Annotated in this window: 13 protein-coding genes; 5 read left to right on the forward strand and 8 right to left on the reverse strand. The window is 61.0% G+C overall.

The genetic code is table 11. The annotated features are described in order from the left end of the window. Positions 1 to 61: 61 nt before the first annotated feature. From ND528_RS08370 to ND528_RS08380, 3 genes are read right to left on the reverse strand one after another with little or no spacing between them, the layout of a single operon-like run. Complete coding sequence (locus ND528_RS08370) at positions 62 to 1,363, reverse strand: c-type cytochrome (RefSeq protein WP_212617567.1); 1,302 nt, start codon at positions 1,361 to 1,363, stop codon at positions 62 to 64. A 12-nt stretch (positions 1,364 to 1,375) separates the two neighbouring features. Then, positions 1,376 to 3,160 carry a GMC family oxidoreductase gene (locus ND528_RS08375; RefSeq protein ID WP_263470081.1) on the reverse strand — a complete coding sequence of 595 codons (1,785 nt, stop codon included), beginning with the start codon at positions 3,158 to 3,160 and terminating at the stop codon, positions 1,376 to 1,378. 2 nt (positions 3,161 to 3,162) lie between these two features. Further along, a complete protein-coding gene (locus ND528_RS08380; RefSeq protein ID WP_130911151.1) occupies positions 3,163 to 3,909 on the reverse strand; it encodes a gluconate 2-dehydrogenase subunit 3 family protein in 747 nt (248 codons plus the stop codon). Positions 3,910 to 4,188: 279 nt separating this feature from the next. Here ND528_RS08380 and ND528_RS08385 point away from each other — a divergent pair, with 279 nt between their 5' ends. Beyond that, positions 4,189 to 4,836 carry a phosphatase domain-containing protein gene (locus ND528_RS08385; protein ID WP_212617570.1) on the forward strand — a complete coding sequence of 216 codons (648 nt, stop codon included), beginning with the start codon at positions 4,189 to 4,191 and terminating at the stop codon, positions 4,834 to 4,836. Between the two features lie 5 nt (positions 4,837 to 4,841). On the opposite strand, the gene ND528_RS08390 is transcribed toward ND528_RS08385, so the two are convergent. From ND528_RS08390 to prlC, 3 genes are all read right to left on the reverse strand, one after another. Continuing rightward, the gene (locus tag ND528_RS08390; protein ID WP_263470082.1) at positions 4,842 to 6,869 is read right to left on the reverse strand and encodes a M3 family metallopeptidase; all 2,028 of its coding nucleotides are present in this window, start codon (positions 6,867 to 6,869) and stop codon (positions 4,842 to 4,844) included. Positions 6,870 to 6,981: 112 nt separating this feature from the next. Next, a complete protein-coding gene (locus ND528_RS08395) occupies positions 6,982 to 7,272 on the reverse strand; it encodes a YheV family putative zinc ribbon protein (protein WP_137214575.1) in 291 nt (96 codons plus the stop codon). Further along, positions 7,269 to 9,320, reverse strand: coding sequence for an oligopeptidase A (prlC, locus tag ND528_RS08400; RefSeq protein WP_263470083.1), 2,052 nt, complete (start codon positions 9,318 to 9,320; stop codon positions 7,269 to 7,271). The genes ND528_RS08395 and prlC overlap by 4 nt, the downstream gene beginning before the upstream one ends. Positions 9,321 to 9,409: 89 nt before the next feature. Between prlC and ND528_RS08405 the strand changes: the two genes are divergently transcribed. Beyond that, a complete protein-coding gene (locus tag ND528_RS08405; RefSeq protein ID WP_016772314.1) occupies positions 9,410 to 9,955 on the forward strand; it encodes a gamma carbonic anhydrase family protein in 546 nt (181 codons plus the stop codon). Positions 9,956 to 9,983: 28 nt separating this feature from the next. Next, a complete protein-coding gene (locus tag ND528_RS08410) occupies positions 9,984 to 10,634 on the forward strand; it encodes an HAD family hydrolase (protein WP_263470084.1) in 651 nt (216 codons plus the stop codon). Between the two features lie 99 nt (positions 10,635 to 10,733). On the opposite strand, the gene ND528_RS08415 is transcribed toward ND528_RS08410, so the two are convergent. Beyond that, a complete protein-coding gene (locus ND528_RS08415; RefSeq protein ID WP_263470085.1) occupies positions 10,734 to 11,810 on the reverse strand; it encodes an aminopeptidase in 1,077 nt (358 codons plus the stop codon). Positions 11,811 to 11,868: 58 nt separating this feature from the next. Here ND528_RS08415 and ND528_RS08420 point away from each other — a divergent pair, with 58 nt between their 5' ends. Continuing rightward, positions 11,869 to 12,291 (forward strand): PA0061/PA0062 family lipoprotein, encoded by a 423-nt coding sequence (locus tag ND528_RS08420; RefSeq protein WP_125917044.1) that lies wholly within the window; start codon positions 11,869 to 11,871, stop codon positions 12,289 to 12,291. Positions 12,292 to 12,331: 40 nt separating this feature from the next. Beyond that, complete coding sequence (locus tag ND528_RS08425) at positions 12,332 to 12,751, forward strand: PA0061/PA0062 family lipoprotein (protein WP_125917046.1); 420 nt, start codon at positions 12,332 to 12,334, stop codon at positions 12,749 to 12,751. A 4-nt stretch (positions 12,752 to 12,755) separates the two neighbouring features. On the opposite strand, the gene ND528_RS08430 is transcribed toward ND528_RS08425, so the two are convergent. After that, entirely contained in the window at positions 12,756 to 12,995 is a 240-nt protein-coding gene (locus ND528_RS08430; RefSeq protein ID WP_263470086.1) for a DUF1161 domain-containing protein, read from the reverse strand. Between the last annotated feature and the right edge of the window lie 139 nt (positions 12,996 to 13,134).

Genomic DNA, 13,134 nt, shown 5'->3' on the forward strand with positions numbered 1-13,134 from the left:
AATCGCCACAACTTCATAAATAAAACCCCCTGCATCAATACATCATGCAGGGGTTTTATTTTCAGTTGTGTTGAGTGACCTGGCCGAGATCATCGCCGGAGGTGCTTTGCATGTCTTCGCTGCGCAGATGCGCAACCTCTTTGGCACTGACCGGCGCGCCCTTGTTGCCCCAGCTGCCACGGATGAAACTCACCACGTCCGCGACTTCCTGATCCGACAGGCGCCAGGCGAAACCGGGCATGGTGAAGGTCGATGGCGCTGCGTGCGTCGCCGGCAAGGTTCCGCCCTTGAGCACGATGTGAATCAGCGAGGTCGGATCCTCCGTCTGCAGCACCGGATTGCCCGCCAGCGCCGGGAACACCCGGGTGTAGCCATGGCCGTCGGTGCGGTGGCAGGCTGCGCAGTTGTCGATGTACACCGACGCGCCGCGTTGGCTGTCGTCACCGTTCCACAGCGCGTTGGCCACTTTCTCGTCGTACTGATGCGGCTGATCCGCCGGGTCATTGGCCGGCAGTGATTTGAGATAACGGGCAATCGCGGTGAGGTCGGCGTCGCTCATGTATTGCATGCTGTGGGTGACCACATCACTCATGCCGCCGAATACTGCGCTGCGATCACTGCGCCCGGTCTTGAGAAACTGCACCAGTTGTTCTTCGCTCCAGCTGCCGAGGCCATCCTTGTGATCGCCGCGCAGGCTCTTGGCGATCCAGCCTTCCAGCGGCGCACTGCCAGCGAGAAATTCGCTGCCGTCCGCCGCGCTCAGGGATTTTTCCTGCATGGTCAGCGCACGCGGGGTGTGACAGGCGCCGCAGTGGCCGAGGCCTTCGACCAGATATGCGCCACGATCGATCACCGGATCGGCCGATGTGGCCTGGTAATCCTCGACCTTCGGTGCGAACAGCCAGCGCCAGCCCATCAGCGGCCAGCGCATGCTCAACGGCCAGGGAATGTCGCTGGCCTTGTTCTCCTGCGCCACCGGTTCGACGCCGTGCATGAAGTAGGCGTACAGCGCTTGCATGTCGGCCTGGTTGACCCGCGCGTAGGACGGGTAAGGCATCGCCGGGTACAACGTGCTGCCGTTTCTGGCCACACCGTGGCGCACGGCCTGATCGAAGTCCTCGAAGCTGTAATCGCCCAGGCCGGTTTTATCCGGGGTGATGTTGGTCGAGTAGATCGTGCCGATCGGTGTTTCCATCGGCAGCCCGCCGGCGAACGGCTTGCCGCCCTTGGCGGTGTGACAGGCCACGCAGTCACCGGCGCGGGCAAGGTATTCACCTTGCTTGATCAGATTTTGATCAATATCGGCCGCATAAATTGCAGTGCTGCCGAGCAGGGCGAGGGTGGCGATAACGAAATTTTTCATGGTCATCGCTCCTTAAGCCTGCACCAGCGGGCCGGGGTTTTTCAGGTACTGCTCGCGGATGGCTTTGGCCGACCAGTAGGTCAGCGCCGCCACCAGCCCGGTCGGGTTGTAGCCCAGGCCCTGCGGGAACGCCGACGCGCCCGGAACGAACACGTTGTGCACATCCCAGCTCTGCAAATAGCGGTTCAGTGCGCTGGTCTTCGGATCGGTGCCCATGATTGCGCCACCGTTGAGGTGGGTGGTCTGGTACGAAGCGGTGTTGAAGTGGTCGCCGACCTGCTTGCTGATCACCGCAATGGCTTTCGGGCCCATGGCTTGGGCGATCTTGCCCATTTTCTCGACCATGAAGCGGTTCATCCTGATGTCGTTTTCCTGCCAGTCGAAAGTCATGCGCAGCAGCGGCAGGCCGTAGGCGTCGCGGTACACCGGATCGAGATCGAGGTAGTTGCCACGGTAGGATTGATGCGCGCCGTGGGCGTCCATCGACACCTGGTGGGTGTAGTAATCGGCGGTGGCGCGTTTCCACGCGCTGCCCCACGCCGGAGTGCCCGGCGGGTTGGAAGTACCGGCAATCGGTCGACTGCCGGCCTGGTTGACCCACATCGGCGAACCGCCGACGAAGCCGTGCGGGCCGTGGTCGAAGTTGTCGGCGTTGAAATCGTCCACCGCCACGCCGTTGCCGCCAGCGCCGATGAAGTTGTTGGTGTGGGTGTCCTTGTCGAAGAAGGCCTTGATAGTGGCCATGTTCTGGTAGGCGAAGTTACGCCCGACCACGCCGTCGCCGCTGATCGGATCGTAGGGTTTGCCGATCCCGGACAGCAGCATCAGACGCACGTTGTGCAACTGGAATGCGCCGAGAATCACCAGATCCGCCGGCTGCTCGATCTCGCGGCCCTGGCCGTCGATATAGATGACGCCGGTGGCTTTGGACTTGCTGCTGTCGAGGTTGACCCGCAGCACATGGGAGTTGGGCCGCAACTCGAAATTCGGCAGAGGCTTGAGCGCCGGCAGAATGTTCACGTTCGGCGAGGCCTTGGAATACATGTAGCAGACGTAGCCGCTGCAGAACCCGCAGAAATTGCACGGACCCATCTGTGCGCCGTAGGGATTGGTGTACGGCCCAGAGGTATTTGCCGAAGGCAGGTTGTAGGGTTTGTAACCGACCTCTGTAGCCGCTTTACCAAACAGCTGTGCGGATACGGTGTTCTTCTGCGCTTGAAGCGGGAACGGGTTGGATCGATCTGCCGCGTATGGGTTGCCGCCCTTGCCCTGACCGACCAATTGGCCCTTCACCGTCCAGGCCTGGCCGGAGGTGCCGAAGACTTTTTCCGCGAAGTCGAAAAACGGTTCCAGCTCTTCATAGCTGACGCCGAAATCCTGGATGGTCATGTCCTTGGGGATGAAGCTTTTGCCGTAGCGTTCTTCGTAATGGCTGCGCATACGCAATTCGATCGGGTCGACACGAAAGTGCACGCCCGACCAATGCAGCCCGGCGCCGCCGACGCCGTTCCCCGGCAGGAACGCGCCCAACTGGCGGTTGGGCAGGGCGATGTCGTTGACGCTGTGGCGAATGGTCACCGTCTCTTTGGAGATGTCCTGAAAGAGCTTTTTCCGCACGCTGTAGGTGAGTTCGTCGATCACCTGCGGATAGTTGCCGTCGGGGTAGGTGTCCTGCATCGGCCCGCGCTCCAGCGCCAGCACGTTCAGACCCGCTTCGGTCAGCTCTTTGGCCATGATGGCGCCCGTCCAGCCGAAACCGACGATGACTGCATCAACCTTCTTCATTACCGTTGCCATGCTTACGCCCTCTCGCCGCGAATCGACACTGCCGGGAAGGGGTATTGCTCGTTGCGTTCCACCCAATCCATGAAATCGGCGCGGGCGCCGGGGAAACCGATCATGGTCCAGCCGACCATGCCTTTATTGCCACCGTGGATCGGGTCGCAGAAGAAACCTTCCTTGGTGTTTTGCAGCAGCAGATTGAAAAAGATCTTCGCCGGCACCGCATCGAACTGCGGTTTGCCGGCTTCGAGTTGCTTGAGCAAATCGTCTCGGGTAGCGCTGTCTTGCTCGGCAAATGTTTTACCGCTCAGACCTTTTACCCACTGATCCGTGGCGGCGATGCCGAGGCGATAGATGTCTTTGGGCACCAGTTTGCTCTGCCAGCCCATCTCCGGCGCAGCGTCGGCATTGAACGGGCCTTGCATGTACCAAAGGGCACCGGCGGCGTACGGGGTGTTCATCTGGCGGTCGATGTATTCCGGTACGCCGGCTTCAAGCGCGCCCGGGCCTTGCGCGTCGTTGGGGATCAACTGGGCGACGGCGGCATTGATGAATGCCCATTCTTCAGCGGTGAAAAAGCTCGGCTGATACTCACCGGCGCCAGCAGCGGCCGGTTTTGGCGCGGCAGGCGCCGGTGCGCTTTCAGGTGCGGCTTGCAGCACGCTGCTGCCCAGGCCGGTACCGGCAAGCGTGACCACCGGAATCAGGGTCAGGGATTTGCGCAAGAACTCACGCCGCGGGTTGTCTCGATCTTGATCAGACATGTGGGCACCTCATCAGGCATAGAAATCAGCCGCTTCTGCGAGCAGCTCGAGGAATTTTGCGTCGCGACGATCGGGAACTGGCCTGCTGAAAGCCGTCCCGTCTGCAACATCATGTGACAAATGGTAGCAGGCTAAGCATCAAGAAAAACCGTTCGCACGGAAAAAAGCTCGGCGAGGCGACGATTCACGTTTCTTTGACGGCCGGCTCACGGCGCATTGACCGCCTGGCGGCGAAGCTGCAACTCCTTCAATGAAGATTGCCGAATCGGTCAGCCCAGCATGTCTCGAATGCGCTTTTTCCCCGCTTTGTGTTTTTCGCTTGTCGCGCTGTTGCATGGCATTGCCGCCCGAGCTGCCGACACCACGCCATCTCGCCCGGCCGAGTGGGCGCAGCCGGTCGAGGCGCAGTTCAACCTGTTCCGCATGTCACCGACGCTGTATCGCAGCGCCTTGCCCAGTCGCAGTGCGGTGCCGCTGTTGAATGATCTGCATGTCGTCACCGTAATCAACTTCCTGCCTGACGCTGATAGCGACTGGCTCTCCGCGCCGGGCATCAAGCAAGTGCAGCTGCCGTATCGCACCAACCACGTCGACGACAGCGATGTGCTCAAGGCTCTGCGCGCGATTCAGTCCGCCGAGGCCAATGGCCCGGTGCTGATGCACTGCAAGCACGGCTCTGACCGCACCGGACTGATGGCAGCCATGTACCGGGTGGTGGTGCAGGGCTGGAGCAAAGAGCAGGCGCTCAAGGAAATGACCGAGGGCGGCTTTGGTGACAGCCAGCACTTTCACGACAGCGTGCGCTACGTGATGCAAGCCGACGTCGACCGCTTGCACGAAGCCTTGATCAATGGCGAATGCAGCACCAGTGCATTCGCCATGTGTTCGATGAAGAGCTGGTTCGACTCGGCCCACGTCCAGCGTTGATCAGCTCAATCGGCTGGCGCAGGAAAAAGCGCGCTGTCGATCGGTTTTCCGAGAAAGGCTTGCAGTGCGGCGGGCAGTGCCTGCCTGTCCCCCGCCAACAAGTGTTCGCGCAGGTCCCGGCCCGTCTGCTCATTGAACAGGCCTTCACGTTCGAAACGTTTGAACGCCTCGCTCGCCAGCACACCGGACCATTTGTAGGCGTACAGCGACGCCTCGTAACCGGTGACCAGATAATCGCAGCTGTTGGCGAAGCGGCAGTAGGTCGGGATGGACAGGTGCGCGAACTCGCCTTGCACATCCTCGACCACTTGTTGAACAGTGCGCCCGTCGCCATGACAGCGGTGCAGTTCGAAGTCGAACAGCGCGCTCAGCAACAGTATCGCCGTCTCCCGGCTGCGCTGGACGTCGGTGGTGGAAAACGCGGCAGTGGCCTGTGCTTCGGACAGGCGCTCACCAGTCTGGTGATGGGTACCCAGCCAACGCAGAAATTGCCCGGATAACGCCCATTGCTCGAACAGTTGCCCGACAAACTCGGCCGCGTCGCGGCTCAAGTGCGAGATACCGGACAGATTGTAGTGCGGCGAACGCGTCAGCACGTGATGCAGGCAATGGCCGAATTCGTGCAGCAGTACGCGTAAATCGTCATGTCCAAGCAGGTCCGGATGCCCGATCGCGGCGGCCGTGAAATTGCAATGCAGCGTGGCAATCGGCAGCGCTGGTCGGCCTTCGGCATTGATCCGTCGATTGCGCAGCACGCCGGTCCAGGCGAAGTCGGTGCCCGCCTCGTGATGGAAGGGATCGATGTAGATGAAGCCAATCGGTTGATCATGCTCGCTGATTTCCCACAGGCGAACGTTGTCGTGGAAGTGCTCCTGGCGGGAATTTTCGCTGATGCTGATGCCGAACATGTGCTCGCTGAAGCGACGCAAACTTTGCAGAGTGGCGTTCAGCGGGAAGAACTGGCGCAGGTCCTGCACCCCGCCGCCCACCTGCTTGAGGCGTAATTGCTCGGCGAGGAAGTTGTGATCCCACGCTTCTATCCGTTCAATGCCCTGCTGGCGGGCAGAGGCTTGCAGATCATCGGTTTCGCGCGCCAGCGCCGCTGCATTGAGGGCGATCTGCTGACGCAGAAAACGGCGGACCTGATCGGTATCCACAGCCATGCGGTCGTGCAGCCGCAGATGGGCAAAGTTGTCGAAACCCAGGAGCCGGGCTTTCGCATGACGCGCGGCCAGGAGCTTTTCCAGTACCGGTCCGTTGTCGAAACGGCCGGCGTAAGGCCCCTGATCCGAGGCGCGGGTGCACCAGGCTTTGAAGCATTCCTCGCGCAGACCGCGGTGCTGTGCCCGCTTCATGATCTGGTCGTAAGTGTTTTGATCCAGTGTCAGGCGCCAGCCGGACAGGCCGGCCTTTTTGCCGTTGGCAGCCAGATTCGCCTGTGTTTGCGCGGGCAGTCCCGCGAGCAGCGCGATATCGTCGATGTCTTTGTTCCAGGCGGCGTTGACTGCTTTGAGGTTGCTCTGAAAGCGTTTTTCCAGCAGATCGATTTCGCCATTCAAGCGCGCCAGTTCGTCGCGTTGCGCAATTGGCAATTCGCCCCCCGCCAGCTGAAACCTGCGCAGGAACTTTGTCAGCGAGGCTTTGCGTGAATCACTGAAGCTGGCGGCAACCGGACTCTGCGCCAATCGTTGATAAACCTGGAGCAGTCGTCGATTGGCAGCTTTCGCAGTTCTGTAACGTTGCGCGGCGTGGGTACTCAGGGCTTCCTGGGACAACCACTCGGGATCATCGGAATGACTGACCGAGAGGGATTCAATGACTGCCATGGTTTCAGCCAGACGCGCGTCGGCTTCATCGACAGCGATGACCACATCGTCCCAGTTGGGGTGGTCGACCTGAGTGGCGATGACGTTTTCGATGATCAGCAAGTTGTCGGCAACGATGCGCTCGACCGCGGGGAGCAAATGCTCGGCGCGTATCGCCGACCAGGGCGGCAACTGCCAATGTTGTAAAAGTGGATTGGTGTGGGGCATGACGTCTTCCGTGAGAGAGGGCTGGATTGGTCAGCCTAATCAGGAAGCGCAGGGCGAGGTGGTAGATGATTACCGCCACCTGCCGACGATCATCGGCAGGTGGCGGTAGCTGTCATTGTTGTTCGTCAGGCTTTTTCTTCAACTTCGGATTGGGGAAGAATTGCACCGCCTGGACCTTCTTGTCGGCGGCAGGTTTCAGCGCGCTGGTATTGACCCGCGTGCCCAGCTCTTTGGGCACCGACAGGCCCTGCTCGTTGAGGGTGTCGGAGTAGCCACAGGCCACGCATTCGCGGTGCGGCACGCCATCCTCGTTCCACATCATCAACTTGTCCGGCTCGCTGCACGCCGGGCAGACCGCCCCGGCGATAAAGCGCTTCTTGGTGATCACAGGGCCTTCGCTCATGCTGCCGCGTCCTCACTCAGACCGCTGTGGCGCAACAGCGCGTCGATCGATGGCTCACGGCCACGGAAGTCGACGAACAGCACCATCGGCGCCTGCGAGCCGCCGCGCGCCAGAATCGCCTCGCGGAACGCCCGACCGGTGTCGGCGTTGAGCACGCCGTCTTCCTCGAATTTCGAGAAGGCGTCGGCGGACAGCACTTCAGCCCACTTGTAGCTGTAGTAACCCGCCGCGTAGCCGCCGGCGAAGATGTGCGCAAAGCTGTTGGGAAAGCGGTTATAGGCCGGGGGACGCATCACCGACACCTCGTCACGCACGCCCTCGAGTACCTGCGCCACGCTGCGGCCATCGCCGTGGGTGGCGTGCAGTTCGAAGTCGAACAGCGAAAACTCCAGCTGACGCACCATCATCAGGCCGGACTGGAAGTTCTTCGCCGCGAGCATTTTTTCCAGCAGGTCCTGCGGCAGTGGCTCGCCGGTCTCGTAGTGGCCGGAAATCAGCGCCAGGCCTTCCGGCTCCCAGCACCAGTTTTCCATGAACTGGCTTGGCAGCTCGACCGCGTCCCAGGCCACGCCATTGATGCCGGATACGCCAGCGTGCTCGACGCGGGTCAGCAGGTGATGCAGGCCATGGCCGAACTCGTGGAACAAAGTGGTCACTTCATCGTGGGTCAGCAGCGCAGGCTTGCCGCTGTCGGCCGGGGTGAAGTTGCACACCAGATTGGCCACCGGGCTCTGCAATACACCATCGACGGTGCGGCGACGGTCGCGGGCGCCGTCCATCCAGGCGCCGCCACGCTTGTTGGCGCGGGCATACAGGTCGAAGAAGAAGCGGCCGACGTGCTGGCCGTTTTCCTTGATCTCGAACAGGCGTACGTCCGGGTGCCAGGTGTCGAAGCCTTTCTGCTCGGCGATCTCGATGCCGTACAAACGCTGGACGATGGCGAACAGGCCGCTGAGGACTTTATCGATCGGGAAGTAGGCGCGCAGGGTTTCCTGAGCGACGCTGTAACGCTGCTCGCGGAGTTTTTCGCCGTAGAAACCGCTGTCCCAGCTTTGCAGATCGGCGCAGCCCTGTTCGGCGGCGTAAGCGCGCAGCTGTTGCAGATCCTGAGCGGCGAACGGCTTGCTGCGTTGGGCCAGATCGCGCAGGAAGCTCAGCACCTGATCGCTGGATTCGGCCATTTTCGTCGCCAGACTCAGTTCGGCGAAACTGGCGAAGCCCAGCAGTCGGGCCAGTTCCTGACGCAGGTCGAGGATCTCTTCCATCACCGGGCCGTTGTCGTTCTGGCCAGCATTCGGGCCTTGGTCCGAGGCGCGGGTGCAGTAGGCGGCGTAGACTTCTTCACGCAGCGCGCGGTCTTGCGCGTAAGTCATCACCGCGTAATAGCTCGGGAATTCCAGAGTGATCAGCCAGCCTTCGAGGCCCTTGGCCTGGGCGGCGGCAGCCATTTGCGCCTTGGCCGAATCGGTCAGGCCGGCGAGGGCGGCTTCGTCGGTGATGTGCTTGGTCCACGCCTGAGTGGCGTCGAGCAATTGATTGGAGAAGCGGCTGCCGAGCTCGGACAGCTTGCTCTGCACTTCGGCGTAACGTTTCTGCTCGGCTTCCGGCAGATCGATACCCGACAGACGGAAATCGCGCAGGGCGTGTTCCAGAATGGTCTTTTGCGCGACGTCGAAACTGGCAGCTTCCGGACTGTTGGCCAACGCTTCATACGCCTGGAACAGTTCGCGGTTCTGGCCCATTTCGGTGGAGTAGGCGCTCAGGGCCGGCAGGCACGACTCGTAGGCTTCACGCAGTTCGGCACTGTTGCACACGGCGTTAAGATGGCTGACCGGGCTCCACGCCGCACCGAGACGATCGTTGAGTTCGTCCATCGCCAGCACCAGACCGGCCCAGGTCGGGTTCTTGCCCTGGGTCTTGAGGATTTCGGCGATGGCGGCGCGGTTGTCCGCGAGAATGGTTTCGATGGCGGGCAGGACGTGTTCGGCACGGATCGTGGAGAACGGCGGCAGGTCGTAGGACTGCAAAAGAGGGTTGTTCACGCTCACGGTTGGCACCTTGGCTGGAAGAAACATGCGCCCATCTTAATTACAATCGACACTCACCGCAGCTATCGGCGACAGAGAGAGAACTAATCGTGTCCCTTCGCAAATACCAGAATCACACCCCCCGCCTGAGCAACGGCGCATTCGTCGACGGTTCGGCGGTGGTGATCGGCGACGTCGAAATTGGCGCAGACAGCTCGGTCTGGCCGCTGACGGTGATCCGTGGCGACATGCACCGCATCCGCATCGGTGCGCGCACCAGCGTGCAGGATGGCTGTGTGTTGCACATTACCCACGCCGGGCCGTTCAACCCGGACGGTTTTCCCTTGCTGATCGGCGATGACGTGACCATCGCCCACAAGGTCATGCTGCACGGCTGCACCGTTGGCAGCCGCGTGTTGATCGGCATGGGCAGCATCGTCATGGACGGTGCCGTGGTGGAAGACGATGTGATCATCGGCGCCGGCAGCCTGGTGCCGCCGGGCAAGCGCCTGCAGAGCGGCTTCCTGTATGTCGGCAGCCCGGTCAAGCAAGTGCGCCCGCTGACCGACAAGGAAAACGCCTTCTTTACGTACAGCGCGGCGAACTACGTCAAGCTCAAGGACCTGCATCTGGCCGAAGGCTACGACCAGCTCTGAATCGCCCTACACCTGCTCGGGAATTTCCATGCATTACCAGACCGTACTGTTCGACCTCGATGGCACCCTGACCGACCCGCGTGAGGGCATTACCCGCTCAATTCAATTTGCTCTGGCCAATCTCGGCATCGACGAACCGGACCTGAGCAAACTGGAACACTTCATCGGCCCGCCGCTGCTGCAAGCGTTCATGCAGTTCTACGACTTCGACGAGGCCAGGGCCTGGGAAGCAGTAAATTTCTATCGCGAGCGCTTCAAGGTTACCGGCCTCTACGAAAACCGAGTATTCGACGGGGTGACGCCGTTGCTGGAAACCTTGAGCGGGCAGGGGCGGCGGTTGTACATCGCCACCTCCAAGCCGTGGGTGTTCGCCCGAGAGATCGCCCGGCACTTCGACTTCGCCCGCCACTTCAAGGTGATCTACGGCAGCGAGCTGGACGGCACGCGAACCAACAAAGTTGAGCTGATTGCGCACTTGCTTGAGGAAGAACGCCTGGACCCGGCACAGACCCTGATGATCGGCGATCGCAAGCACGACCTGATCGGCGCGCGCAGCAATGGTCTCGATGCAGCGGCGGTGGGCTATGGGTTTGGCAGTTTTGAAGAGTTGAATGCCGAGGCGCCGGCTTATCACTTTGAAACCTTGGACGAGTTGCATCAGGCGTTTTTGCAGCGCTGATGAAATAGCCTTCGCGAGCAGGCTCGCTCCCACATTGGATCTCGCTGCCTCTGTGGGAGCGAGCCTGCTCGCGAAAGGGCCGTTATGCCTCCGAGTTCCTTAGGACTGGGCCAGCGCTTCCAGCGCCGCCTTACGCTCATCAACCGGCAACCGTCCCAACCGCTCGACCTCGGCATAAAACCTCAGCCAATCCCCATCCATCTGCCTGAACACCGCCGCAAACGCCGGCACCCACTGGTCATACAGCCCGAACGGCAACAACCGCGCGTTGTTCAGCGGCGCATTGACCCAGGCGTCATAGCGTTTGTCCCCGGCCCACTGAGTGTCGCGCATTAGCCGATACTCCCGGCGCAAGCGCTCGAATTCCGCCGCTTTGCGCTCTCGCATCTGCTCGGCGGACAGCGGCTGCGCATAGAGCTTCTCCAGTCGTGAGCGCGTGTCGAGTACCAGACCGATGAACTGGTCACGCTGCTTGAGCCTGGCATCCGACTCCGCCGGCAGGCCCCGAGATGCGCGCCACTGCCGCGTGCCTTCCTGCTCGACGAAGGTGGCGAATGACTCGTTGAACTCGGTGTCGTCCTTCACATAGAACTTCTGGTGCGCCAGTTCATGAAAGATCAGCGTGGCCAGTCGTTCGTCGCCCCAGCCCATCATCGAATTGAGGATCGGGTCATTGAACCAGCCAAGCGTCGAGTACGCCTCGACCCCGCCGATCGACACGTCCATGCCCTGCAGACGTTGAAGCGCCGCTTCGCCACGGGCGGCGCTCTGGCTGTAGTAGCCGCGATAGGCCACGCAGCCGGCAATCGGGAAGCAGTGATTCTGCGGGGTGAGGGAAAACGCTGCGGTGGCGAACACGTTCCACACCACGAACGGCCGGCCGATGTCGGCGTAGAGACGATAGCTTTGGTTGTCCGGCAGGTGCAGATGCTCGCTGGCGAACGTGCGGGCCTTTTGTGATTGAGCCAGATGCGTGCGCAATCTGGCGTCGCGATTCGGGTCGGCAATGACTTTCTCCACCGGCTCCCGTGCGCGCAGCAATTGCAGTTGGCCGCTGGCCAACTGGCTGTAGTAGCTGACGCTGGTGCAACCGTTGAGCAACAAAAACAACACACCCGGAAACAAAATCGGAAAAACGCGATCAAGTAACCCAAGGCTGGTAAACGGCCTGATCAAAATAAGAAATTCCCCGGAAAGTCCGCCCCAAGACTATCCCGCCTCAAGGAGCACCGCTATGCGCATGTTGATGCTGACAGGAGGCCTGCTGACGCTGGCCGGTTGTGCCGGATTCGGAATGCCCGACCCCGACCCCTCGCAAGCCTGGATCGATCTCGACGCCCGCCAACACGACACGGCGCTGCAAGCCGTACAAGTCGATGCCACCCAGGCCATCGACAAACGTTATTTCGAAGTGCAGCCCGGCAGCCATGAGCTGAAGGTGCGCTATCAATTCCCGGTCGAGGCCACCAATATCGGCCCGAATGCCGAACCGCTGTGGCGCGATTGCCAGATGAGCGTGAAATTCAAGGATTTCAACGCCGGCCAGCGCTATCAGTTGCAGGCGGGCAGCATCGGCTTCCGGCCGTGGGCCAAGCTTTATGATGAACAGCGCAAGGTCGTCGGCCAGGGCACACCGGCGGGCTGCCAGAGCAGTTGATCGGCGCTATGCTGGCTATTCGAATCTGCGGATATCCATCATGCGTACCTTGCTGCTGTTGCTCGTTGTCGGTCTGGTCGCCGGTTGCCAGACGCCATTGCCACCGGTTGACCCGCACATGGCCTGGGTCGACTTCTCTACGCCAAGCCCCGGGGGCAAGTTGCTGATGGCCGAGCGTCTCGACAACCAGCGCTTGAACGACGGGCGCTTTTTCCAGGTGACTCCCGGTAGCCATGAGCTGCGGGTACGTTTCGACTTCGAAGTGTTTGGCGGCGGTGGCAGTCTGCTCACCGGCCCGGTGGAGCGCTTATGCTACCTGACCATTCGCTACGACCACTTCGAGGCCGGCCAGCGTTATCTGCTGGAAGGCCGCTCGCTGGCATTCACGCCGAGCGCGCGTTTGTACAATGCCAAGCGCGAAATCGTTGCTGAAGACCGCGAGTTCCACTGCATCATCTAGCGCTTCAGCTGTCGTTTTTCTGGTAAATGATCCGTTTGGTGCCGTTCTCGCAAGAACCGACGATCATGGCCGAGTCGTGCTGCTTCGCCTCTTCCGCCGTGATGATTTCCAGGGTGTACGAGGGGATCGCCTTCGCCTGAATATTTGTTTCGATTTCCTTTCTGAGCTCTTCGCAGTTCTTCGGGGCTGCGATTGCGGACGTGGCCAGTGCACTGCAAAGGATCGCCAAGCCAATACGTTTCATCGATGAAGCTCCTTGAGGCAGCGCGCACGGGTGTGCGCTGAAGCTGCTGTCGATTATTCGACCACAATTCTGCGGAGCGGGTTCTGACTTTGCTCACACCTTGTATTAATTGCCAGCCGCTGAGCAGGTTTCGAGACTG

It is taken from the genome of Pseudomonas mercuritolerans, from assembly GCF_025706525.1.
Classification (GTDB): domain Bacteria; phylum Pseudomonadota; class Gammaproteobacteria; order Pseudomonadales; family Pseudomonadaceae; genus Aquipseudomonas; species Aquipseudomonas mercuritolerans.

Bases quoted from the DNA above. Each gene is read 5' to 3' on its own strand.
- ND528_RS08375 (WP_263470081.1), bottom strand. From the start codon at position 3,160: ATGGCAACGGTAATGAAGAAGGTTGATGCAGTCATCGTCGGTTTCGGC.
- ND528_RS08370 (WP_212617567.1), bottom strand. From the start codon at position 1,363: ATGAAAAATTTCGTTATCGCCACCCTCGCCCTGCTCGGCAGCACTGCA.
- ND528_RS08385 (WP_212617570.1), top strand. From the start codon at position 4,189: ATGTCTCGAATGCGCTTTTTCCCCGCTTTGTGTTTTTCGCTTGTCGCG.
- ND528_RS08410 (WP_263470084.1), top strand. From the start codon at position 9,984: ATGCATTACCAGACCGTACTGTTCGACCTCGATGGCACCCTGACCGAC.
- ND528_RS08390 (WP_263470082.1), bottom strand. From the start codon at position 6,869: ATGCCCCACACCAATCCACTTTTACAACATTGGCAGTTGCCGCCCTGG.
- ND528_RS08395 (WP_137214575.1), bottom strand. From the start codon at position 7,272: ATGAGCGAAGGCCCTGTGATCACCAAGAAGCGCTTTATCGCCGGGGCG.
- ND528_RS08420 (WP_125917044.1), top strand. From the start codon at position 11,869: ATGCGCATGTTGATGCTGACAGGAGGCCTGCTGACGCTGGCCGGTTGT.
- ND528_RS08425 (WP_125917046.1), top strand. From the start codon at position 12,332: ATGCGTACCTTGCTGCTGTTGCTCGTTGTCGGTCTGGTCGCCGGTTGC.
- ND528_RS08380 (WP_130911151.1), bottom strand. From the start codon at position 3,909: ATGTCTGATCAAGATCGAGACAACCCGCGGCGTGAGTTCTTGCGCAAA.
- ND528_RS08430 (WP_263470086.1), bottom strand. From the start codon at position 12,995: ATGAAACGTATTGGCTTGGCGATCCTTTGCAGTGCACTGGCCACGTCC.